Below are 24,662 nucleotides of genomic sequence, written 5' to 3' on the forward strand. Positions count from 1 at the left end.
CAGTCGTCCGAGCAGCCGACACGACCGTCTCGAGGTCGTCGTGCTGCTCGGCACGAGTGGTCTCGATTTCCAGCAGGAGTGCAGCTTCGGCGTCCTCGGGCACGAGATCGAACTCCCAGGCGTCTCGAGCGTAGCCGAGGACGGCGTCGTCGATGAGCTCGACCGCACTCGGGTCTGTCTCGAGAACGGCCGTCACAGCGTCCGCAGCGGCGATAAGATCGTCGTAGAAGACGAGCGAGACGGCACGCGTCTCAGGACGATCGGTTAGCTGTAGCGTCGCTTCAGTGATGATCGCAAGCGTCCCCTCGCTCCCGGAGATGAGTCGCGAGAGATCGACCCACGAGCCGTCCGGCGCGACGCTCGTTTCGAGATCGTACCCGCTGGAGTTTCGATCGATGTCCGGATACTGTGTCTCGATTTCGTCGGCGTGTTCGCGTGCGAGTCGGCGGACCACGCGATGGACCTCCCCGGCCCGGTCGTCGTGTTCACAGACCGCCTCGAGGTCCTCGCCTTCCCGCCGGTGGAACTCGACGTGAGACCCGTCCGCAAGGACACATTCGAGTCGTTGGATGTACTCTCGGGTCGTGCCGTGTTTGACCGAATGCGGACCTGCGGCGTTGTTGGCGATCATGCCGCCGATGGTACACGTACTCGACGTCGACGGATCGGGGGCGACGTAGAGCCCGTCCTCCTCGAGGGAGTCGTTCAGTTCGTCGAGAACGACACCCGGCTGGACGGTCACAGTCTTCGCGTCGGGATCGACGTCGACAATCTCGTCCATGTGTCGTGAACAGTCCAGCACGATCCCCTCGCCGATGGCGTTGCCGGTCAGACTCGAGCCTGCACCACGTGCGATGACGCTCGTCCCCTGTTGGCGGGCGAAGTCGACAACTCGCCGGACGTCATCGCGATTCCGTGGGAAGGCCACGCCCGCAGGTCGTTGCTGATAGATACTCGCGTCCGTCGAGTAGAGGGTGCGTGTGGTCTCTCCGAAATCAATCTCGCCGTCAAGCGTTTCGCTGAGCGACGGAGACGTGGTCTGTGGGATATCAGTACTCATGATCAGCAAAGTTCCGGTACTGGTGGGCACTCGTCTGCTCTCTGACCGCCGATTCGAGGGCGAACATGACTGGGCTGTATCCCATCCCGTTGTTCGTGCGGGTCGGACGACTCGAGAGCGCGATACTGTTCTCTGGGCGGTTGCGATTCGGATGTAGCGTGATCACGTGGGTTCATCTCCTGTCTCTGTGAAGTGGTTTCGAACTTTCTGTTCGAACGCATCGCTCGTTACCTGATAACGGGTGTATCCTGCGGGTTCGCGTTCACGGTCGACGGTGAATATCTGCTCGTCACCAACGTAGACTCCCCAGGAATCGCGGTACTCGACACCAACTCCCATGAACCGGATCTCGGCGCCGTACTCTGATTGTAACCGGTCGACAACCGGTGGGGTGAGAACGTCATCGGCGAACCGCGGCGGTCGATAGGCTGGCAGGTCGTGTTCCTGGAACTCTTCGATAGCGTCAGACCACCAGACTGGCAGCTGTTCGGTGTCGATGTCCTCGTCCGAGGGGTTTCCCTCCAGTTCCCGGAGTTGTTCTGCAGCGTCGGGAGCGTGTTCGTCTTTTGTATTTGTCATGGGTTGTGTGTGTGTTGTACTGACAAAAACCGTTATAGGCGCCTTGGTACGTATCCCGTATGAAAACGTCGGTAACTGGCCACACCCATCGCTGGCCGCGATCGCCACCACCGGGTGCGATGGCCATCAGAACTCGACGTAGAGGTCGCCGTCGATAACGTGGACGTCGTAGGACGGAAGACGGTAGTCGTCGCTCGCGAGGTGTTCTCCGGACGTGATATCGAACTCCCAGCCGTGCCATGGACAGGACACGATTTCGTCATCACACGCCCAGATCAACTCGTCGTCCTCGTCGACGTCGATCGTTCCGGACAGGAGTCCCTCACAGGCAGGTCCGCCCTGGTGTGTACAGTAGTTCGAGAGTGCGTGATACTCGTCGTTCGAGTAGAAGACGGCGATCTCTCGGCCCTCGATATCGACGACGACCCGTTCTCCGTCTTCGATGTCGTCAGCCGATGTAACGTGGTGCAGGTTGTCAGCGTCAGCGCTCTGTGGTTCGGTGTTTGTTGCCATGGTCTTAGAATCGGTAGAGTTGCTCTGCAGTCTCGCCGTAGATGTTCTTGATCTCGTCTCCGTTGAACTCCGAGCGCATGATCTTCATCAGCGCGTCGGTGTAGTCGAAGTCGAAGTGTGGATAGTCCGACGAGAACATCAGACTGTCCTCGCCGCCGAAGAGGCGGATGACCTGGTTGAGATACTCGGGATCGTCCGCACCTTCGACAGGCTGGCTAGTCACGTAGAACTGATCACGAAGATACTCACTCGGCATCTTCTCCAGCATTGGGGCGTCGAACTTCGCTCCCATGTAATCGTGATCGAACCGACGCATGAAGTACGGATACCAGCCGAGACCGGACTCCTGAATGACGAAGTCGAGATCGGGGAAGCGAACGGGAACGCCCTGGGTCAGCATGTCTGCCAGGTTCACTTGGTGCATCATGTTGTGCGAGGTGGCGTGAACGGGGAGTGCCCGATTCAGCGATTGCCACTGCGTTGGGAATCGGGTCATCATCGTCCCAGCTGCGTTGTGCATCATGATGGGCAGCCCAGCACGCTCACATGCCTCGTAGAGCGGGTAGTAGACCTCGTTGCCGAGGGTCGGATCGACCGAGCCACTCGGAATCATGACGGCGGCGATACCCGACTCGTCGGCGAGGTCGTCGACTTCTTCGGCAGCCTTGACTGGTTTCTGTGGTGCAACGATGGCTGCACCGTAGACACCCTCATCCGTGTCGATGATGTTGTCGAGCAGCCACCGGTTGTACGCCTTCGCGAGTGCGGCCGCGAGGTCGTCGTGGTGGACCGCACCGAGATAGAGGTTCTGCGTTGGAGTGGCGATCGCCTTGTCCCATTCGATCAGGTCTTTTCCCTTCTGGATGTCTTCGGACGTTCGCACCGTCGGTGAGTCGGCTTTTCCGACCGTCACCGAGTAGAGCATCCCGTGTGCAGGGTACACTCGGCCGAGGTAGCCATAGTCGTCACCGTCACCTTCGCTGTTCAGCAGGCTGTAGAACGGGTCCTCAAGATACGGAAATATGTCTTCCTGTCGCTCCGTAAGGTGAAAGTCAGTGTCAACGATGACTTCTAAATCATCTAGTGACCGAACAGTAGCTGGCTCTGTTGATTGCGAACTCATCAGTTACCCCTTTTGCACAGGCCCTGATAAACATTATCATTTCTCATGTTCGTTCGGTTGGTACCGTCAACGATATTTTGAAGCATAGAAGAATACTGTTTCAGTGTGGTCTCAGTATAATATCCATAGCCTTTGCGACAGCAGCTATTGCACGACTACGTACGCTCAGACAGCTATCTACCAATGTAATCACCGAGGCTACTTTACCAGTCTCTACGTGAGCCCGATGGCAGAAAATCAGTGGACCCATACTTTCTCCTGTGATAAGTTATTGGACCAGTCTCAACGGATCATAGGCTTGGTTACTGCTAACAGTATTACTACGGCATTCCTTGTGATTCCTCGTACTACGAGCTTTCGACAATACCGAAATAGGGCCCACACTGATGCGATTGAATCCTTTACATACATACGGATGTAAACAGCGACAAGCTACTGTCGGCGCAGATCGTCAGTGACCTCGTTACTCGGTTGGCGAGGCTCGTACGTACACTGTTATTTTCAGTGGTTACTGACCGCTTCTATCATCTAGGGATACGCCGAACAGAACTCTGTTCCGCACCTACCTCATTTCGCCATTGCCGAAATACAATGATGAGGATTTTCTCAGAATGGCTATTTCGTCCTCAAGCCTGAATGTTGGCTGGAACAGCACTCTCGAGTCAAAGGCGATGTATTTTCTCGATATGATCGAGTAGCGAATAAGACCTCAAGCGAATCCAGAGAGAATATAGCCGATATAGCTTTTTGTTCTCCATCATCGAAATGCTTTGACCACGATCTGCTTAGCAAGTAAACCGCCTTGGTGAAAGGAAATCGTCTCCGAAATCTGTTTCGATTGTCTCTTTTGTGAACTTACCCAGTTTGTCCATTACATACGTAGTAGTGTAATAGGACATGGGGCGCTATCGATAGTAGCCACTGGAAATCACTACACTCCCGATCACATGAGGGCTATGCGGTCGGTGTGTGAATTGTTTTAGTTGTTACTGTAGTTTGGCACCTCCGCTGGCGTTTGTCCGTTGAGTAATTGGTGCGGTCGTTGTGTGTTATAATAGTGTACGAACTGTTCAAGTCATTCTCTGACGCTCGCCCGGCTGCCCACCCACGAGGTATGAAAGCGGTCAACTCACATCTTGAAGGTGTGAAACCACTTTTCGATCAGGTTTCGATCACCGTAGTCGAGCTGACCGCTCAACCCTAATCGAGAGAGGGCAGTCAGATAGCCATAACCATCGACGAGAAACACGGTGTCGGAGAGATCGTGTTTCTCGGTTAATCGGTGCAGGAATGCGACGGCTGGATCGGTGCCTCGTCGTCCGAACACTGCGACATCGAGAATAAGCCGTGAGTATAGGTCTATTGCAGCATACACCCCAGACCAGTCTCCGTTAATCTTGATAGCGGTTTCATCAATAGCGACCCGCGACGGCTTTGCCGTCGGCGGGTCTGAAATACTACCAGCTACCTGATGAAACCACTGCCAGATTGCTTGATGAGGACGCTCTACGACGATCAAGCGAAGAATTGCTTGTGTCTCTCGAAGCGAACATCCGGTCGCGTGAAGGCGGACGGCGAACACCCTGATGGGCGTCGCCGTCCGCTCACGCTCCCAAGTTTCATCAAATTCCGCCGCGTAGCACTCGCTGAGCAGGTCTGCGAGTATTGTTCCAACAAAACTCCACGACCTGCTCGCTTCTCAAACCGCACTAACTAGACCGAGCCAGAAGGAGCAAGTCAAAGCCGACTCTCGATGTCACAGCCATTGGACAGCTTACATAACCTGTGAGGCAGCCGAGCGAGCGTTAGAGAGTAAACTGAATGACTTTTGCGTCACTATAACACATAATAATTGTCTAATTACTCGGTGGATATATTTAATCAATGTACTAAACTTGACAGTGGTCAAGAGAGCCAAAGTTTACATAACTATGTATGTAATGTATGGACTGGACGCATTCATAATTCATTTCTCACGCGTGCGTAGAGCGGTAGGCGTGGAACGCGATGGTTCTTCGCTTGTCTTCTGAGTAGGTGAGGGCGTCTGTGTTGTTTTCATCGCCGTAATAGGGCCGCAGGTGGAGGTCTGTGCAGACCTCCGCCTGCTCGGGGACAGTTCGAAGATATCTCAACGAAGGAGTGTGTTAGCGACTCGTTCGAGCCAGGACAGCTCAAACTTCGTCCGCAAATGGTAGCGAACCGTGTTCGCAACTGGTGAGTTCTCGCTGGAGCTACAGAGTGTGAGAACGAGGTCCTGTCGGCGTACACGCCGACGAGGACTGCGTAGATATCTTCAGCACCGATTTCAGCGCTATGAGAAAGTTGAGAGAAACTTCCTCGTCAAGCCGGTTGACAAGGAAGGTAAGGAGTTGGTCCTCGTGGACTGAAACGTCCACTCGTTGGTTGGGGTGCATATCTTTAGCAAGCAGACGTTCTAACCGGCTTTGTGAGGTAATTTGAATTGGTCGGCCAGGCGCGACTTCTTTCGATAGTATTTAAACTAATATTTGTAGCGAAACAACATAATGGTCTGCGGCCACCCTGACGAGTTCGATGAGTTCGCCGTACGCATTGGTTGTGTATATGCCATTACAGAAGTGCAGCCGTAATGAGTCAGTTTACAGTCATGCTTTTGTAAAGCCCTGTGCAACTGTGTCGATCAGTCCGTGGAGAGGAGATTATAACGGGAACGCTGGTCGAAAGACGGGCTAAAAGGACGTACCACCAACGTCAATAGTGTTCGTACTTGAGCGCGATGATGTTTGTCGTCTCTCTGAGGGCCTCGACGAGTTCGTTTTCGATGCGGTCGGTCGTCAACCGGTGTTTCGGGCCAACGGTTGAGATCGCCGCGTTTTCGCCCTCGATGTCCAGTGGAACGGCAACCGACCGGATCCCATTGATATGTTCCTCGTCTTCGACCGAGTATCCCTGCTCTCGGATGTGCTCGATCTCATCTATCAGTGAGTCGCGGTCAGTGATCGTCTGATCAGTCGCGCTGGGCAGCCCGAACGTTTCGACCACTTCGTCTATCTCCTCAACCGATAGTTGAGAGAGCAGTGCCTTCCCCAGTGCAGTCCAGTGCATCCGGTTGATCTGACCGACAGGCGCGTTGTCGGAGAGACCGTCGATAGGCTCCGTTCGATAGAGTAGTACACGCTGGTAGCGTTCCTCGTAACCGATCGTGGCAACCTCGCCTACCTTGTTCGACAGTTTGTCTACCTGCGCACGTGCGACTTGATAGAGATCGGTTTGCTTTCGAATTCTGCCGCCATGTTCCAGGAACCGCAGACTCAATTGATACGAATCGTCCTCGTTTTTTACGACGTACCCCAGTTTTTCGAGGGTCTGGAGGTGGATATCGACCGTACTTTTCGGTAAATCGACGGCCCTGGCTACTTCGGAAACCCCTGCTGTGTGGCGCTCAGCCAGTGCTTCGACGATTGTAAATGACTTGTGAACGGCCTCGATGTATTCCCCAGCTAGATTGTTATGATCGTTATTCATGTTCAGGAATGTGGAGACGCTATTAGAAACGCTCTTCGGAAGCGAATGGCTGACATCGGCACGACCTGTAGACCGCGCTTGGACGGCCCGACGACGCGTGGTACAACTCCCTACTAAAACAACAAATCGCCGTTAGTCATACCGTCGATCGCAATTATGGGAAATAATACACAAGCTAATAGGTATATGTCGCCAAATTGGACGTTCGCTTTCTGCTTGCTGACCACAACGAGAGAGGCTCCCCCTTGCATTTCAAGTGTACAACTCGATTGAACAGATACGAAGCATTCGGCTACGAATTCGTATCGATAGTACGATAAATACGCCGGTAGAGATGCTCACATGAGCGCTTGCGAGAACCTCGAGTTGCGGTGTGTCAAGTTGCCGTGCGTCAGTCAATTTTCATTGTAATGTCCTGAATGTAACCCAAATCCGGCTCTCCGAGCATATCAGCCCCACAGTAAACGCTATATGATCAAGTAACGAGATGTTCGGCCCGCTCTTCGTGCTACACTCCGGAGATTGACGACGTTCTTCACAGTAGAGAGACGAGTGTGTCCATCACAGTCGAACATCGAAAACGCATTCCTATTTTGGGGTTGAGTTTCCTGTTAAACCGCAGTATGTCTGGGACAATAATGCGATTTCGGCGTTCGAACGATCTAGACAGCACCGTATCATTGAAAAATAGACCGCAGTCGACGGTTTGCTGCCCAACCAGGTTGAACAGTCACGTACTCGGAACCGAATTGCATCCGGGTCGATCTACCGAAGAGGGACACAGGTTCGGCCTCGGAGGATTTATACGTTCTCTTGGTCCAATCGCGGACGTATGCCCGAACTCACCTCCTTCGGTGAATCGCTGCTTCGACTGGCAACTCCTCCGGAAACGCCGCTCGAGACGACAGACACACTTGACGTCCACGTCGGTGGTGCAGAGGGAAATGTCGCCGTCGCCGCCCAGCGCCTCGGTATCGAGACGACCTGGGTCTCGAAACTTCCCTCGACACCGCTCGGGAAACGCGTCACGTCGACCTATCGCTCCCATGGGGTCTCGACTGCCGTGCAATGGGACGAAGGCGGGCGGCTCGGGACCTACTACCTCGAGCCGGGAAGCGAACCTAGAGGATCGAACGTTGTCTACGACCGCGGGGGCGCGTCGATCAGGACTGCGACACCGGACGAGTTACCGATCGATCCGATTGTCAACGCGGACGCCTTGCACGTCACCGGGATCACGCCGGCTCTTTCGGATACGCTTGCCTCGACGACCGAACGGCTGCTCTCTTACGCCCGTGACAACGGAACGACCACGGTATTCGACGTGAACTACCGGTCGAACCTTTGGGACACCAAAACGGCAGCTGAGACGCTAGGTGGACTGCTCCCTCAGGTAGACGTCCTGTTCGTCGCGCTACGGGACGCTCGTCAGGTGCTCGGGTACGACCAAGGGCCCGAGGCGGTTGCGAGGCGGGTCACCGACGAGTACGATCTTGAACTGGCCGTCGTGACACAGGGTGAGGCAGGCGCGCTCGCCTACGATGGAGAAGCTGTCGTCGAGCAATCGACGATCCCGACCGAGACTGTCGACGCGATCGGCACCGGGGACGCGTTCGTCGGAGGATTCCTCGCGGCGTGGCTCACGAATGGTACTCTCGAGACGTCTCTGAAGTGGGGGGTCGCAACTGCGGCACTAAAACGGACGATAACGGGAGATCTGGCACTCGTTCGACCATCGCAGGTCGAACGGGTGCTCGCTGAGGACCCCCCAAAGATCGATCGATGAACAGTGGTACAACGCCGACCGTTAAGGAAAAATATAATACTTATAAAGGATACTTTCCTGGCGTGACACTCGACTACTCGCAGCTTCACGATCCGAACGCAGAGTACACGATGCGGGACCTCTCTGCAGAGACGATGGGCGTCACCAGCTCGCGCGGCGGCGGCCGGGACATCGAGATCACCGACGTTCAGACGACAATGGTCGATGGGAACTTCCCCTGGACGCTCGTGCGGGTCTATACAGACGCTGGGATCGTCGGGACCGGCGAGGCCTACTGGGGGGCAGGCGTGCCCGAACTTATCGAGCGGATGAAACCGTTCGTCGTCGGCGAGAACCCGCTGGATATCGATCGGCTATACGAACACTTGATCCAGAAAATGTCCGGTGAGGGGAGTATTGAAGGTGTGACCGTCACCGCCATCGCCGGAATCGAAGTGGCGCTCCACGATCTCGCGGGCAAGATCCTTGAAGTACCGGCCTACCAGCTGTTGGGTGGCAAGTACCGCGACGACGTTCGAGTCTACTGTGACCTTCACACCGAAGAAGAGGCCGATCCGCAGGCCTGCGCCGATGAGGCCGAATACGCCGTCGAGAACCTGGGCTACGACGCTATCAAGTTTGATCTGGACGTACCCAGTGGTCACGAGAAGGATCGGTCCAATCGACACCTTCGAAAACTCGAAATCGATCATAAGGTTGAGATCGTCGAGGCCGTCACGGGACGGGTCGGCGACCGAGCGGACGTAGCCTTTGACTGTCACTGGACGTACACCGGCGACAGCGCCAAACGCCTGGCCGAGGCCCTTGAGGAGTACGATGTCTGGTGGCTCGAGGACCCTGTCCCGCCGGAAAATCACGACATCCAGCGGCAAGTAACCCGTACCACGACGACACCGATTACTGCCGGGGAGAACGTCTATCGTAAGCACGGTATGCGCACGCTCATCGACGAACAAGCGGTCGACATCGTCGCACCTGACATGCCAAAGGTCGGTGGGATGCGCGAGACACGGAAGATTGCGGACCTCGCTGACCTCTATTACATCCCGGTCGCGATGCACAACGTCTCTTCCCCCGTCGGGACAATGGCCTCGGCGCAAGTCGGGGCTGCGATCCCGAACATGCTGGCAGTCGAATACCACTCCTACGAACTATCGTGGTGGAACGATCTCGTTGAGGAAACGATCATCGAAGACGGATCGATCACGATTCCCGAACAACCAGGGCTGGGCACCACACTGGACCTCGATACGGTCGCGGAGCATATGGTTGATGGGGAGACGTTGTTTGACCCGGCGTAGCCGGATCGACCCCGTGAACCTTCGATTCACGACGTTCGACGAAGCGTGAGGTTCGTCGAGCCAGCAAATCTTTGATTCACGACGTTTGACCCGCATGGGATTATCGGTTAGCCGACGCCTCCGCACCCATATGACGGCTGAAGTCGAGATCTCTTCGTGCTGACAGTCCGTCCGTCGAATCACTATCGTTCCGATTAGGACTGCCTCGGAGAACGGGTATATGCAAGCGCCCGAAAGAGCCTATCACTATACTAAATGGTTCATAAGAAAAGATAATATTTAAGTACTCACTACTATCAGAGTGAGTTTGTATGGTAGCTGTCCCCTTACAGGCAGTACAGTTTCCGCATAGTCCACTAATCACATTCGTATTGGGGCTGATCGCAGTCATCGCACTACTGGTTTGGCTGGATCTTCCACCTTTCATCGGGTTAATCATGTCAGCGTTCTTCGTCGGCATTGTAAACTCGATTTTCGTCGCCGATTTCAGCTCTGCCGATGCGGCTGGACAGGTCGCGACAGCGTTCGGGGACGGAATGGCCGGCATCGGTATCCCCATCCTGATGGCGGCAATCATCGGGAAGGGAATGCTCGAAAGCGGCGCAGCCCAGCGGATCGTCCGCGGATTCCAGAATGTGCTCGGAAAAAGCAACTCCGATGTCGCTCTGCTGGGGAGTAGTTCGTTTCTCGCGGTCCCCGTGTTCTTCGACAGCGTGTTCTACCTGATGGCGCCGCTGGCGCGCTCGATGCGTGCACGGCTCGGTCGGGACTACACGCTGTTTATCGTCGTCGTTGGGACCGGTGCCGCGGCAGCGCACGTGTTCATTCCGCCGACACCGGGGCCGCTGGCGGTCGCCGACCAGATCGGTAGTGACCTCGGGATGACGATCATTATCGGAGTGATTACTGCGATTCCGGCAGCAGGGATTACCGGACTGGTCTACGGTCGCTGGATCAACAAACGCCTCGACATCCCGCTGCGGGATACGATGGCGACGTCGACAGAAGAGTTACAGGAGGTTGCGGATCGACCGACAAGTTCGCTCCCAGGCATATTTGAGTCGTTCGCTCCGATACTGCTCGCCGTCGTCCTCATCGGAGCCTCGACCGCTGTGAATGCATTTCAAGAAGTCATCCCTGCACTGGAGAGTGTACAACCATATACCAATTTTATCGGTGACAAGAACGTCGCGCTGACAATCGCTGCGCTCGCGGCGGCATACACGTTCTACCGATTCAGCGAGATGACTCGTGACGAGTGGAGCGACGAACTCACCGAGGCACTAAAAAGCGGTGGTAATATCGCCGCGATTACTGCGGCTGGCGGGTCGTTCGGCGCGCTACTGGCGGCGTCGGGAATCGGTAACTATCTCGCCGATGCGCTCCAGGAAGTGGGCATCGGGCTGATTATCACGGCATGGCTGATAGCTGCCATCGTCCGGATCGCTCAGGGGTCGGCAACGGCCGCGATGCTGACCGCCGCTGGGATCATGGCTCCGCTGACGGGCCAGCTTTCGGTGCACCCAGCATATCTGGTTATGGCCATTGGTGCCGGCGGGAACATCTTCTCATGGTTCAACGACTCAGGGTTCTGGCTCGTCAGCGAGATCGGGGGTCTCACGACGAGAGAGACACTGCAAACGTGGACTGTACTGACGACGCTCATTTCCGTGACGGGACTGATAACGGTGCTCGTCGTCTCGACGGTATTCCCACTGGTGTAAAGATAGTAGCTGGTGACCACTTACGAGTACACGCCACCGGCGGACTGAAAGAGACCAGCAGAGACATTTCCTGGCTCGGGAGAGCCATCAAGGACAACGCCGACCTGACGTTCCTGGCCAGGGCCAACATGTTGGCGTCGTTAGCTCTGATTCGAACGCGTCTCTAGAACTGGTCGTCGACCTCTACCGGGCGTACGACGAGAGGGACAGAGTGTGTACGAAGGAGATCCAGCGATGGGTGTCCGACGTCGCCGAAGCATTCGACCAGGGGCGTACATGGCTGGTGTCAAGACGGCACTAGACCTCCGCGATGTCGATTTCGACCCGGGCCCACTGCGGAGTCCCATCCGAAAGATGGACGACGTAGACACGAAGCGACTCCGGACCGACCTGACAGAGATGGGTCTACTCTGATACTGTCGGTTGTCCTTTCATGCAGATATCTGCCACCCCGGGGCGGCGAAAGCCTTCGAGGACGACACACTCGACGCCCGTTGACGTCCGTGTCGGTCAGTCCATCGCGTCCTGGGCCGCTACGACGAACCTCTCTGCTTGCGCCTCCACGGCGTCGAAGTCACGCCGATCTATCGCATCGTAATTGATGAGCGCGCTCCCGGCCCCGACGACCGTCGCGCCGGCGTCGAAGAATGCCTCAACGTTGTCTGTGTCGATACCTCCCGTCGGCATCAGCGGTAGATCACCCAACGGCCCCTGGATCGCGCTGAGATGCCCTGGCCCGACGGTCGAAGCGGGGAATATTTTCAACAGATCGGCACCGGCCTCGGCCGCTCGGAGCGCTTCCGTCGGCGTCATGACGCCTGGTGCGACGAGTGCGCCGTGCCTTTTGGCCGTTTCGATCATGTCAGGATCCAGTGTCGGCCCCACGACAAATTCAGCCCCTGCTTCGGTTACTGACCGGGCCGTGGGAGCGTCCAGAACTGAGCCAGCCCCAACGAGCAGGTCGTCCTCGGTGAACTCGCCGACGACGCGGGAAACGAGGTCTGAAGCATTCCGGACATCGACGGTGATTTCGATGGCCTCGACGCCACCGGCCTGCAACGCGGCGACCGTGTCGACCATCACTTCGGGATCGATGTCCCGCAACACAGCTACGACACCACTCTCTATGAACCGCTTTCGGGTCGAAGTCATACCACTTGTATTTGTACGGTGGTTACTGATAAGTTTCGGGGAATGTATTGGACCGGCTTAAGTTAAGGATGAGGCGTTCGAGTGTCTATCCCAAAATCGAACACCTCAGTGATTCTATCGACTGGATCGACTTGTCGTTTGTGAAGCGACAGCCGACTTCCGAGCAGGCAGTTGAAGTTGGCACCTAATGTTATTTGTTATATATGTAACTGCAGAATTCCGGTTATTTTCTCGATGGGTTGGGGGTCGAATGGAATCACGTCGCGGTTCATGATTGGGTGTACAAGGCCGATATACAGCCGACTTCGACAGTCATTGCGGATCAACTTGCGGTCGATGAGAAGATGATCCGGCTGCACGGTCAAGAGTATTGGCTATACGTCACTGTCGGCCCATATACGAACGAAACTCTTTACATCATACTTTTTGACGGTGAGGAAATAGGCGACGCGGTGGTTTCTGGCTGAGCTCTACCACCGTTATCAGCTCGATGGCGTGATGTTTCTCGCCGATGACGCCGATACCTTGGTCCGGTTCTTGCTGAAGACGGTTACCGATTTCAGATATATCGCCACGGAAATCGGAATGGCATTGAACGTGTCTTTTGAGAGGTAGAACGATGCACCTCTTCATTTTCAAATATTTTAGTCATATCACGAATGCGATAGCTGTAGATTGGCTCGAACCGTTCACCGTCTATCGCAACTCACGTCATCGGCTGATCAAACACAACATATAATATATATTATTAGTTTGGTTGTCAACCATGCTTAGCGCGTATCCGTGGATTACACTGAGACTATATTTCGACTCTAAGTGGATAATCGCTTAGTTATATTTAAAACAGATAGTTCTGCAGAAGAGATCCAGCACCATCATCAGGAATGGAATGTCTGCGCTCTCTCCACAGCATCGATTGAGCCGTCACAACCGCTAAGCAATCGGTTCCGGTGTCCAAATCACGAGCGTCTGCCTTGTACGAGTTCATCCGGGCACTATAAAACAACTGAAACGATTTACACACCGATCACACAGCTGTCGTGCGATCGAGTGTGCAGCGACTTTCAGTGGCTGTATACGTATTATCGGACTGTCCGTCTCCCGATTCCGTGACCGAGTATATAATGGGATTCTATATAACTGGTCAACTCTTTTTGTGAATTTTCTCTATTGTGCTACTGCATGACGCAGTGGAACGATACCCAGGCGAAGCCAGTCAGTTCAGACATCACAGAGAAATCGAACGCGTTACCGGCGAAGTACTTCACCGAAGACGATATATTTGAACTCGAGAAGGAGAAGATATTCGGTCAGTACTGGGTTTACGCGGGCCACGCGAATAGTGTCAGAGAGCCAGGGCAGTTTTTCACCCGTGATATCGGTGGCCGGAACCTGATCATCATTCGAGACGAGAATGGCGAGGTACGTGTCTTCGAGAACTTTTCGGCCCACGACGGTTCGGCGATCGTGGCTGATACGTCGATGACCGATCCCGAACGTATCGACCCGAGTGAACTCGAGGAATCAGATAATATTCACATCGACAGCATCGGCCCGCTGCTCTTCGTGAACCTGAGCGAGGATCCGATGCCGCTGGCCGAGCAGGCCGGCGTAATGAAAGATCGCCTCGAGGCGCTCCCGCTGGGGGAGTACGAACACGCCACCCGGATTGTCTCGGAGGTCGAGTGCAACTGGAAGGTGTTCGCGAGCAACTACTCGGAGTGCGATCACTGCCAGGCCAACCACCAGGACTGGATCAAAGGCATCTCGCTCAACGAGTCCGAACTCGAGGTCAACGATTACCACTGGGTGCTCCACTATACCCACGCCGAGGACGTCGACGACGAGATGCGGATCCACGACGAGCACGAGGCACAGTTCCACTACCTCTGGCCGAACTTCACGGTCAACATGTACGGCACTGCCGACGGCTACGGTACCTACATCATCGATCCCATCGACACCGGTCGATTCCGTCTGATCGCGGACTACTACTTCCGCGATAGCGACCTCTCCGAGGAAGAGCGGGAGTTCGTCCGGACGAGTCGCCAGCTCCAGGAAGAAGACTTCGAACTGGTCGAACGTCAGTGGGAGGGGCTCAAAACCGGCGCGCTCGCACAGGCCCAACTCGGCCCCAACGAACATACCGTCCACAAGTTCCACCAGCTCGCACAGGACGCCTATAACTCGTAATAACCGACAACCCTGTCTTCGGGGTGTCGAGTGAGAGCAGGGCGAAACGTGACAGAGAGCGGGTAGCGATCGGGCGTCGGTGCGCAGTAGACCGAAACGAACGTAAACTCCTTCCTTGATTCCACGTCCATACTGATATCCGTCGCGAGGAGACATCCACCAGCACAGCGTGTTCCCCGCACGCATCGCAGTACTGGTCGAGCACACCTCAGTCAGACAGCCATATCTATATTTCCCAGCGCTCGGAGTGTCTTGCCACATGGAGTAGACTGATATCTAATTAGCTCTGTTGAAATCCTCGTCTGTAGATACAAACTCTCGTGGAAACACCGCTCACTACAGGCGTGTATGTAGCACGGGGAGAACTCCAGGTCGATCGAGTTGGGTCGGTCACTACAGCTGGGCGGTGTAACTGATTGAGGTCACATCTATATCATTCCTACAACGAATAACGCAGCGAGCAGCGTCCTACTTTTCCGTGTTGAAAGCATGCTTTAATTTGCTTCTATCCAGTGGTACCGATTCACACACGACGATTGTATGGGACCGATCTATCGGCTGACTAAGACGACACTAATAACTGCGAACATGATTCCAGTAAATTTCGTTATTGTAACATCGTCTCCGAGAACGACCATACCGATGATAGCCGCGACGACGAAGTACATGGCACCGAGAGTCGAGACCACTGTCGTTGACCCGTGGGTGAACCCGACGTACATCGAAATGAGGCCGGTTCCGGTGAACAACCCGGCCATGCCAGCAAGCAGCCCACCTCTCATAGTAACGGCGAGCGATGCATCTGAAACGATAATGAATCCGAGTGCAAGAAGTCCCGCTACGAGATACGAAATAGCAGCGGCAGTCCTCGGATCAATGGACTCCGACGCAGCGTTACCCAAGACGATCCAAATGCCCCATGTCACCATTGTAATAAAGCCGAACAAGACAGTTGAATCCATTTCTGTGAATCCCATTGGTAAAGGCTTCGTGTCGGGGTTTAAAGAAATTATCCCTTCATCATAACTGATGTTTAAATGCCACTGTTGAAGTATGGGTTTTTAAATAAGCCATATGCTACGTGTTTTGACACACCAGTGGAATCTAGATACTTTTGTAGTCCATAGTAGCCATCGAAAGCCACTGCACATCCGATCACACGACACCTGTGCGATCGATGTGGAAATCGTTCAGTTGTTACTATAGCGAGTTCGACGGAGAACTCACGAAATTGTGAACTGATCTCGCCTGATCGTCGGGATGCGCTGTCTGCTGCCACCGCACGAAATGAGAGGCTGCGAGCACATCTCTACTGCCAGTGCTGAACCCTCTGCGCTCAAGCTATCATTCGTCCAATTAGAACCGTCCATTTTGACTCCTCGTTGCAGCCTTCCGATGAGAGCAGATAGTGATAGACAGATATATAGAACGAATCTCTGCCACCAAAGGTTGACCGTTTTACAGCTTGAGTTTTCACCAACAATATAAACATTGAATATAAATACGACCCGCTCACAGGTGATAGTGGAGATATCGATCAATGTCCATGAATGCCGTCGTTTATAAGGGCGAACGCGAGGTAGCGGTCGAAGAAGTCGAACAACCCCAGATCGAGCACCCGAACGATGTCGTGATCGACATCACGACAACGTGTATCTGCGGGTCCGACCTCCACATGTACGAGGGGCGGACGGCCGCGGAGCCAGGGATCGTATTCGGGCACGAGAACATGGGGATCGTGACCGAGGTCGGCGATGCGGTGAGTTCCCTCGAGGTGGGCGACCGCGTCGTCGCGCCGTTCAACGTCGCCTGCGGCTTCTGTGAGAACTGTGAGAACGGCTACACGGGCTTCTGTACGAACGTCAACCCCGGGTTCGCCGGCGGCGCGTACGGGTACGTCGCGATGGGGCCGTACCAGGGCGGTCAGGCCGAGAAGCTCCGTATCCCGTACGCGGACTTCAACGCGCTCAAACTGCCCGACGGAGACGAACACGAAGACTCGTTTGCACTGCTCGCGGACATCTTCCCGACCGGCTGGCACGGCACGGAACTCGCCAACCTCCAGTCCGGTGACTCCGTCGCTATCTACGGCGCCGGTCCGGTGGGACTGATGGCGGCCTACAGCGCCAAACTCAAGGGTGCTGCGGAGATTTACGTCGTCGACCGCGTTCCCAGCCGCCTCGAACTGGCTGAGGAACACTGCGATGCGACGCCGATCAACTTCGAGGAGGGCGACCCGGTCGAACAGATCAAAGACATCCACGGCGGTGGCGTCGACAAGGGCGTCGACGCTGTCGGGTACCAGGCTATCGATCCGGATAAGGAAGGCGACGACGCGTACGACCCCGCTCGCGAGAACCCGGCTGTCGTCATCAACAATCTCATCCGGACGGTCCGTCCGACTGGTGAACTCGGGATTCCAGGGCTGTACGTCCCTGATGATCCCGGCGCACCGGACGATATGGCCGCACAGGGGCGTCTCGGCATCGACTTTGGTCTTCTCTTCGAGAAGGGACAGGCGCTCGGTACCGGCCAGTGTAACGTCAAGGAGTACAACCGCGAACTTCGCGACATGATCATTGAAGGGCGCGCCGATCCCAGCTGGGTCGTCTCGCACCGCGTTGACCTGGAGGACGCGCCGGAGATGTACGAGAAGTTCGACAACCGCGAGGAAGGCGTCACGAAGGTCCTGCTGGAACCGTAACTCTCGCGCGATAGACGCCTCCGTTTTTAGCGTGACTACGCACCCATGTTGTGAGGTAACAGACCTCTCGCATGGAATTCTTCGTACTGAGACGGCTGAACACGAGGAACCGAGTACGAGACGCGGACGAGTACCCGAGTCCGACGCGAACCGGACAATCACCGGCGATGGGTCAACGTCGGCTGCGGGGATTCTGCGAGCGCTGGAACGACCAGCGAAGGGATCGGATCCGTGCGGAGATCAAGCGGATCCGCGGGGGAAGGGATCGGTAGCGTACTCTTCGGTCTGTTCGTCGGACGCTGCCAGACAACCGTCGAGTTCGTCGATCATAGCTGCCTCATCGAGGTCGCTACCGATGAACACCAGCCGCGTCGCCGGATCGTCGTGGCCCCATTCACCGATCGGGCCAGCCTGGACGGACGGACCGGCCTGACTTACCCCGAGAACCGTTTCCGGGCGACTCGCTACCCACGCGAACCCTTTCGCGCGGATGATCTCGCCGTCCCAGTCGTCGAGCCACGCGTCGAACCGCTCAGGGTGGAAGGGACGCTCTCGCCGATAGACGAACGACTCGACGCCGTGTGCCTCGGCCGCCGAGATGGCATCGCCACCGTGGTCGTGACCCGGATCCTCGTTTGCTGCTTCTCCGGATAGGGCCCGCTTCCAGCCTTGTTGCCGCCGCGCCGCTTCGAAGTCGAACAATCCGGTGTCGAGGACGGCACTCGGGTCGACATCGCTGTACGTCGTTCGATGAAGCGTCGCGCGCGGCTGGAGCTCGCGGACGGCGGCCTCGATAGACTCCAGCGCATCGTCGGGTACCATATCGCACTTATTTAGCAGCAATACGTCGCAAAACTCGATCTGGTCGACTAACACCTCGGTCAGCGGGCGCTCCGGGTCCGGGGCGGCATCCGGGAGGGATTCTTCGGAATCGAACGCTTTCCAGAACCCGTAGGCGTCGACGACAGAAACTGTCGTATCGAGACAGAACCGGTCTGGAAGGCTGTCTTCTTTTGTCCCCTCAGTGAGCGCACGAGCGATGGGAACCGGTTCGCTGATGCCCGACGCCTCGACGACGAGGTAGTCGAACGAACGCTCTTCGGCCAACCGCGTCGCCTGAGCGACGAGGTCGTCCTGGAGTCGACAGCAGATACACCCGTTTGAGAGGTCGACGACACCCTCCTCCGTCTCGTCGGCGATCAACTCCGCGTCGACGTTGACCTCACCCATGTCGTTGACGATGATGGCGATTCGCCTATCGCCGGGGTTGTTCAGCAGTCGATTGACCAGCGTCGTTTTGCCCGCGCCTAGCGGTCCGCTGATGACGGTGATCGGAATCTCGGATGGAGACGTGACCATTCCGTATGGCATCTCGTGTCGACGTATAATGAATCTCCCGTCGACAGCGTGAGTGCTGGTTCGCCATCCCCCCAGATATCGGAGACACAGGGACCGTTATCGTAGTTCTGTGTTCGTGGCCAGGCAGCGATCGGAACGGTGGCACGTCCTCCACAGACTCGCTCGCACTGTCCTCAACAGATCATCTGACTCATGTGTTGCGGAGAACGGAAAAACGAGCCGGTTCGTCTAGCGCAATACGGGAAAGAAATCACTCTCTCGTCGCCTCTGCGATGGACCTCGTGGTCAAGCTTGAAAGGCGCCGCGAGTCAGTCATCCGCCGTCGCCGTCTCGTCCGTTTCGCCGGCAGCCACCGCGTCGAAGCCGTCGACCGGCTGGTCGGGGATCAGCTGGTTGAGTTCCTGGGGAGCACCCAGCTGTGCGTCGGTCTCGTCGGGGTTTTCGAGTTCGGTGCGTCCGAACTGCACGGAGAGCTCGTCGGCGAGATGGAGCTTTATGGCTTCGAGGAGGGCCTCGGCTTCAAGAGGTTGGCCAAGCCTTTTGAGGTCTTCCTCTGTGGCATCCGCAGGGACGTTGAACGACCGCTGGGTAATGATCGGTCCCTGGTCGAGATCGGTGGTCACGTAATGGGCGGTGACACCGGCGATGCGGGCTCCCTCCTCGAGAGCCTGTCTGTACGCGGCAGCACCGGGGAACGCCGGGAGCAGACTCGGATGGACGTTGATGATCCGACTCTCGTAGCGGAAGACGACTTCGGGCGAGAGGATACGGATGTAGCGAGCCAACGCGATCAGGTCGATGTCATAGTCTGTTAGCAAGTCGAGGAGTTCTTCTTCGTTGGGTGTCCCCTTCTCGTCGCCGATATCGTGGAAGGGAACGTCGTACTGCGCCGCGAGCGGCTGAAGGTCGTCGTGGTTCCCGATGACCACCTCGATGTCCGCGTCCAGCTCGCCGCTGTTCCAGGCCTCGAGCAACGCTTCGAGGCAGTGGCTCTCTTTGGTGACGAGGACGGCGATGGACTGATTCTCGCAATCGGACGGGAACCGTACCTGAACGTCGACGCCGAACCCGTCGCAGAGATCCTCAAGGTCTTCCTGGAACTTCAGTTGAGTAGTGACCATCTCCGACGTGTCGACTTTCATAGTCATCCGGAACGTACCGTCCCGAACTGCCTGGTCGAGGTCCACGATGTTGGCGTTGCGCTCGAAGAGGAAGGAAGTCACCTCGGCAATGAGGCCCGTATCGTCTTCGCCGACGACCGTTATCTCTGTCCACTCGCGAGTCATACCAGCTCCCTCCGGCTACTGCCGTCGGTCGTTCTACTCGTCTTCCATCGGCGCGATTCGAGAGAAGCTTCGCATTCACGTAGCAGTGATCTGTAGTCCGCCGAAACGGACGTCTCACGGTCTTTGAGAGGCATTCCGGGCATTACTTCCCGGCCTCCGGTAATTAACTTTGTTCCTCCTGAAACGCCAGGGATACGATGTGTTTTCGGAGTCGCAATATACCAAAAAATTCTGACAGCACGAGAAGGCGTACGGTGTCCCGGACACCGAGCGACGGCGAAAACGCAGTCGCTCCAGGTAGGGGTGTGGCAAAGCGACTACGCCTGCTCTCGAAGATATTCGACAACGGTCGCCGGTTCTTCGTCTAACCCACCGCCCTGCGCAAAGGTCGAACCGCCGCCGCCGCCACCGCCGAACTCCGCTGTGACATCGTCGACGACCTCGCTGGCGTCTGGCTCGCCCGTCGTCGCGACGACCAGGAACGAACCACCGTTGACGCCGGTAAGTGCGATTACGTCTCCCGCGTCTCCAGCGAGTTTTCTGACTCGCTCGGAAACGTCGTTCGGACCTATCCCCTCGACTTCGCCGACTATCCAATCGTCACCGTTCTTCGATACGGCTTCGTCAGCCAGGGTCTCTAGGTGTTCTTCCAGTAGACGCTCGTGTAACTGGTCGATCTCTTCCTTAAGCGAAGCGTTCTCCTGCACGAGACTGGTAGCGCGTTCCGGAAGATCCTCGATACTCGTCTCCATCACGTCCGCCGCACGCTTGGTGTTTTTTCTCTCGTCGATCCGCGTCTGGATGGCTGTGGGTCCGACAGCGTACTCGACGCGGATGAGGTCAGATCCCGGATTCGAGACGTTCAACACCGTTATCGGTCCAATCTCGTTGGTATTCTTCACGTGCGTACCACCGCAGGCCGCGATGTCCCACTCGTCGATCTCGACCACGCGAACCGTATCGGACTGTTCGCTGTTGTCGGTCAGGTTGAACACCACGTCGTCGCGTCGACGGGCGCGCTCACTGTCCATTTCTTCCCATGTGATGTCTCGAGAGTCCCAGACGACTTCGTTCACCATTCGCTCGAACGTGATAGCGTTCACGTCGTCAGGATCGCGGTCAGTTTCGAAGTCCAGGCGAACTTTCTCCGATCCGATATCGAACCCGCCGTATTCAGGGTCCTCGAACAGTTTCCGTCCTGCACCGTACACCAAGTGACTCGCCGTGTGCGCTCGCATGCAGTAGGTCCGGAACTCTTCGTCAATGCGACCCGTGACGGCCTCTCCCGCTTCGAAGTCAGGCTCAGTCGCGAGAGTGTGGATGGTTTCCCCGTCGCGTTTTTGCACGTCGGTGACGTCGAGACCGTCCAGAGTCCCGCTGTCGGCCGGTTGTCCGCCCCCTTCCGGGTAAAAATACGTCTGATCCAAGCGGACCGCACGACCATCAACGGAACGAACGGTCGCCTCGAACTTCGTCACGTACGGCTCCTGGGCCGCTAGATTGTTCGTCGAGTCGGTGGCCATAGTGGGGGTCTCGCTACACACTCTGATAAACACCACGGTGCCCGTAAAGCGTGAGACGCCGTTCGCCGACAGAGAGTTGCACTCTATCATACGGACTACTGTCAGTCAACTCCGGTGCAACCGCGACCGCCCTGCAGTTGCACCGGGAACTCGGGACAGCAGACCGTATCGGAAGATGCAGCCGGTCGGCCAGCAGAGACGGTGCGAAACACGACTTCAGATCGGTGGCGGGACAACGATAACCTCCAACCTCGATATCTATCCCACATTACAAGTTGTGGAGGCATGAGCAGCGCCGACGATGAACCGAGGACTATTTTCTCGGTAGAGGCGCCTGATGGTGGACGCTAACCGGCCGAGATAGCGATGCGGCAACACATTAATACCGATACCGGTACCCCTATTTGACATGGAGTACCACGAGGCAGTTAACTATCTAGAGAATCTAGACCGCTCCCGCCCAAAACTCGGGACGGAGACGACCGCTAGGATGCTATCTGATCTCGGAAACCCACACGAGAGAGTCGACTGCGTCCAGATAGCGGGATCGAACGGGAAAGGAAGCACAGCGGTGATGCTCGAACGGGTTCTGCGGGAGGCCGACCTCGACGTCGGTCTGTATACTTCGCCGGATCTGAACGACTTCCGCGAGCGGATCCGGATCAACGGGCGGAAAGTCTCGAAGGAACGCGTCCGATCGTTCGCCGAGAAGATCAAACCGTGTATCTCTCGACTGCGCGGCGACGGTGACTGCCCCACGTACTTCGAGGTGCTTACCGTACTCGCACTGCAGCATTTTGCCAGCGAAGACGTCGACGTGGCGATCCTCGAAGTCGGTATCGGCGGTCGGCACGACGCGACGAGCGTCGTAGATCCGGTGGCCAGTGCCGTCACGAACGTGAGCCTTGAGCACACCGACGTCCTCGGTGAGACGGTCGACGAGATCGCCCGAGACAAAGCGCAAGTCGCACCGGACGGGAAACGGCTCGTAACGAGTGCGGATGGCGAAGCGCTCGAGGCGATCCAAGCCGAAACAGAGGTCGTTACTGTGGGGGAAGCAGAGACCGACATCATCGCCCGAGAGGGTGAAATGTGCTCGCAGGTCGAAACAACCGTATTGATACTTGGTCGGGAGTGGGATGTCTCGACGAACCTTCCGTTGCTCGGCCAGCACCAGGCGACAAACGCCGGAGTTGCGGCGACTCTCGCCCGACAAGTAGCGAACGTCGAGACCGCGGTGATCGAGCGCGGACTCCGCCGCGCCCACTGGCCTGGCCGGTTCGAAGTGATGTCGACCGATCCGCTGGTGATCCTGGACGGTGCTCACAACCCGGCCGCGTGTGAGACGCTCACCGATCTCGTCGACCGGTACGAGTTCGATGGATTACACCTCGTCTTCGGCGCGATGAAAGAGAAAGACCACTCGAGAATGGCAGCGGAGCTCCCCGAATCGGACGTTCTTCACCTCTGTCAGCCAGACGTGAGTCGGGCCGCGTCCTTCGACACGTTGACGGACGCGTTCGAGACGTCTGCAACTCAGATTGAGCGGGGCGAGACGGTACAGACGGCGGTCGAACGGGCGCTCAACTCGGCAGACGGCGACGACTGCGTGCTGATCACCGGTTCGCTGTACGTCGTCGCCGAAGCCCGCGATCGATGGACACAGCGCCAGATCCCCAAACAAGCGGATACACTCGACGATGCGCGGTCTGTTCTCTCCGAAGCGTGCGTTCAGGACGGGTTCACCAACCAGGTCGCTAAAGACACCGTCACCTATACGTTCAAAACTCGGTTGCGCGAGAAGCAGGCAGAGTATCTACAGCAGACGATGCAATCCATCGGCGGGACGTGTGCCGCCTCGGAAATCGATTCTCCCGGGAGACATGTATCCGTCGTCCTGTCTGGAACTGCCGCCCAGTATGAACGTCTGGCCGACACGATCCAGAACAGTGATCTGGGTCTTTCGTACGTTTCGGAACGGTTCAGGGAGATCATCAGCGAGGGCGAGGAAAGAGACCAGCATCCATGGGATGCCGACACGGCAGTCATGGGTATCCTGAACGTCACTCCGGACAGTTTCTACGACGGCGGCCGGTACGCTCAGGTGGAGGACGCCGTCCGACGAGTTCGTGAAATGGTTTCCGCGGGCGCAGACATCGTCGATGTCGGCGGCGAGAGTACGCGTCCGGGAGCCGATCCGATCACGGTTGAGGAGGAGATCGAGCGCGTGGTCCCGGTTATCGAACGCATCTCCGGGACAGACGTGCCGATCTCTGTCGATACGAGGAGGGCTGCTGTCGCAGACGCCGCCCTGGAGGCGGGCGCAGACATAATCAACGACGTCTCCGGACTGGCGGACCCGGACATGCGGTTCGTCGCTGCCGACCACGACGCGCCGGTCGTCGTCATGCACAGCGTAAATGCCCCGGTCGATCCGGACCGATCGACGGCGTACGACGATGTCGTTGAGGACGTCATCCGTGAACTCGGCCAACGAGTGTTGCTCGCCGAACAGGCGGGACTCGATCGCGATCAGATCATCGTCGATCCCGGACTCGGGTTCGGAAAGTCCGCCGCAGAGTGCTTCGAGTTGGTCAACAGGCTAGGGGAACTACGTGCTCTCGGTTGCCCGATCATGGTCGGCCATTCCCGCAAGTCCATGTTCGAGCGCGTTGACTGCAGTGTTGACGAGCGACTACCGCCGACGGTAGCAACGACGACCATGGCGGCCGAGCGAGGTGCGGATATCGTCCGCGTCCATGACGTCGCAGAGAACGCTACTGCGATCCGGACGGTTCGAGAAACGAACAGTACGAACAGATAGGAGACGATACGAGTTCCGAGGCGGCAGACTA

Annotated in this window: 16 protein-coding genes and 2 pseudogenes; 6 read left to right on the forward strand and 12 right to left on the reverse strand. The window is 56.7% G+C overall.

Annotated features, from left to right (window positions below; all coding sequences use genetic code 11):
* From ACFR99_RS03090 to ACFR99_RS03120, 7 genes and pseudogenes are all read right to left on the reverse strand, one after another.
* A partial coding sequence (locus ACFR99_RS03090) for an FAD-binding oxidoreductase (protein ID WP_390284285.1) occupies nt 1-1,060 on the reverse strand: 1,060 nt, incomplete at its 3' end.
* A 162-nt stretch (nt 1,061-1,222) separates the two neighbouring features.
* Entirely contained in the window at nt 1,223-1,639 is a 417-nt protein-coding gene (locus tag ACFR99_RS03095; RefSeq protein ID WP_390284287.1) for a hypothetical protein, read from the reverse strand.
* Nucleotides 1,640-1,765: 126 nt separating this feature from the next.
* Entirely contained in the window at nt 1,766-2,152 is a 387-nt protein-coding gene (locus ACFR99_RS03100) for a Rieske (2Fe-2S) protein (protein ID WP_390284289.1), read from the reverse strand.
* Between the two features lie 4 nt (nt 2,153-2,156).
* A complete protein-coding gene (locus tag ACFR99_RS03105) occupies nt 2,157-3,275 on the reverse strand; it encodes an amidohydrolase family protein (protein ID WP_390284291.1) in 1,119 nt (372 codons plus the stop codon).
* A 979-nt stretch (nt 3,276-4,254) separates the two neighbouring features.
* Nucleotides 4,255-4,941 (reverse strand): annotated as a pseudogene (locus tag ACFR99_RS03110) (IS6 family transposase).
* Nucleotides 4,942-5,251: 310 nt separating this feature from the next.
* Nucleotides 5,252-5,689, reverse strand: a pseudogene (locus tag ACFR99_RS03115) (ISH3 family transposase); the annotation flags it as partial.
* A 316-nt stretch (nt 5,690-6,005) separates the two neighbouring features.
* Entirely contained in the window at nt 6,006-6,779 is a 774-nt protein-coding gene (locus tag ACFR99_RS03120) for an IclR family transcriptional regulator (protein ID WP_390284293.1), read from the reverse strand.
* A gap of 832 nt (nt 6,780-7,611) precedes the next feature.
* On the opposite strand from ACFR99_RS03120, the gene ACFR99_RS03125 reads away from it, so the two are divergent.
* The 3 genes from ACFR99_RS03125 (at nt 7,612) to ACFR99_RS03135 (ending at nt 11,590) form a co-directional block, all read left to right on the forward strand.
* Nucleotides 7,612-8,565, forward strand: a complete 954-nt coding sequence (locus ACFR99_RS03125) for a PfkB family carbohydrate kinase (protein ID WP_390284295.1) — start codon at nt 7,612-7,614, stop codon at nt 8,563-8,565.
* Between the two features lie 62 nt (nt 8,566-8,627).
* Nucleotides 8,628-9,866, forward strand: coding sequence for a mandelate racemase/muconate lactonizing enzyme family protein (locus ACFR99_RS03130; RefSeq protein WP_390284297.1), 1,239 nt, complete (start codon nt 8,628-8,630; stop codon nt 9,864-9,866).
* A 311-nt stretch (nt 9,867-10,177) separates the two neighbouring features.
* Nucleotides 10,178-11,590 (forward strand): GntP family permease, encoded by a 1,413-nt coding sequence (locus ACFR99_RS03135; protein WP_390284299.1) that lies wholly within the window; start codon nt 10,178-10,180, stop codon nt 11,588-11,590.
* Between the two features lie 510 nt (nt 11,591-12,100).
* On the opposite strand, the gene ACFR99_RS03140 is transcribed toward ACFR99_RS03135, so the two are convergent.
* Nucleotides 12,101-12,742 (reverse strand): bifunctional 4-hydroxy-2-oxoglutarate aldolase/2-dehydro-3-deoxy-phosphogluconate aldolase, encoded by a 642-nt coding sequence (locus ACFR99_RS03140; RefSeq protein ID WP_390284301.1) that lies wholly within the window; start codon nt 12,740-12,742, stop codon nt 12,101-12,103.
* Between the two features lie 1,182 nt (nt 12,743-13,924).
* On the opposite strand from ACFR99_RS03140, the gene ACFR99_RS03145 reads away from it, so the two are divergent.
* Nucleotides 13,925-14,935: an aromatic ring-hydroxylating oxygenase subunit alpha gene (locus tag ACFR99_RS03145; protein ID WP_390284303.1), complete on the forward strand. Its 1,011-nt coding sequence runs from the start codon at nt 13,925-13,927 to the stop codon at nt 14,933-14,935.
* A 551-nt stretch (nt 14,936-15,486) separates the two neighbouring features.
* Here ACFR99_RS03145 and ACFR99_RS03150 read toward each other — a convergent pair.
* Nucleotides 15,487-15,912 carry an EamA family transporter gene (locus tag ACFR99_RS03150; RefSeq protein WP_390284305.1) on the reverse strand — a complete coding sequence of 142 codons (426 nt, stop codon included), beginning with the start codon at nt 15,910-15,912 and terminating at the stop codon, nt 15,487-15,489.
* 569 nt (nt 15,913-16,481) lie between these two features.
* On the opposite strand from ACFR99_RS03150, the gene ACFR99_RS03155 reads away from it, so the two are divergent.
* Nucleotides 16,482-17,639, forward strand: coding sequence for a glutathione-independent formaldehyde dehydrogenase (locus ACFR99_RS03155; protein ID WP_390284567.1), 1,158 nt, complete (start codon nt 16,482-16,484; stop codon nt 17,637-17,639).
* Between the two features lie 240 nt (nt 17,640-17,879).
* On the opposite strand, the gene ACFR99_RS03160 is transcribed toward ACFR99_RS03155, so the two are convergent.
* From ACFR99_RS03160 to ACFR99_RS03170, 3 genes are all read right to left on the reverse strand, one after another.
* Nucleotides 17,880-19,010, reverse strand: a complete 1,131-nt coding sequence (locus ACFR99_RS03160; protein ID WP_390284307.1) for a CobW family GTP-binding protein — start codon at nt 19,008-19,010, stop codon at nt 17,880-17,882.
* A gap of 296 nt (nt 19,011-19,306) precedes the next feature.
* Nucleotides 19,307-20,284 (reverse strand): formyltetrahydrofolate deformylase, encoded by a 978-nt coding sequence (locus ACFR99_RS03165; RefSeq protein ID WP_390284309.1) that lies wholly within the window; start codon nt 20,282-20,284, stop codon nt 19,307-19,309.
* Nucleotides 20,285-20,601: 317 nt separating this feature from the next.
* Nucleotides 20,602-21,807 (reverse strand): alanine--tRNA ligase-related protein, encoded by a 1,206-nt coding sequence (locus tag ACFR99_RS03170; RefSeq protein WP_390284311.1) that lies wholly within the window; start codon nt 21,805-21,807, stop codon nt 20,602-20,604.
* Nucleotides 21,808-22,216: 409 nt separating this feature from the next.
* On the opposite strand from ACFR99_RS03170, the gene folP reads away from it, so the two are divergent.
* A complete protein-coding gene (gene folP, locus ACFR99_RS03175; protein WP_390284313.1) occupies nt 22,217-24,631 on the forward strand; it encodes a dihydropteroate synthase in 2,415 nt (804 codons plus the stop codon).
* Nucleotides 24,632-24,662: the final 31 nt, after the last annotated feature.

The sequence above is a fragment of the Haloarchaeobius amylolyticus genome, assembly GCF_042678045.1.
GTDB lineage: Archaea > Halobacteriota > Halobacteria > Halobacteriales > Natrialbaceae > Natrinema > Natrinema amylolyticus_A.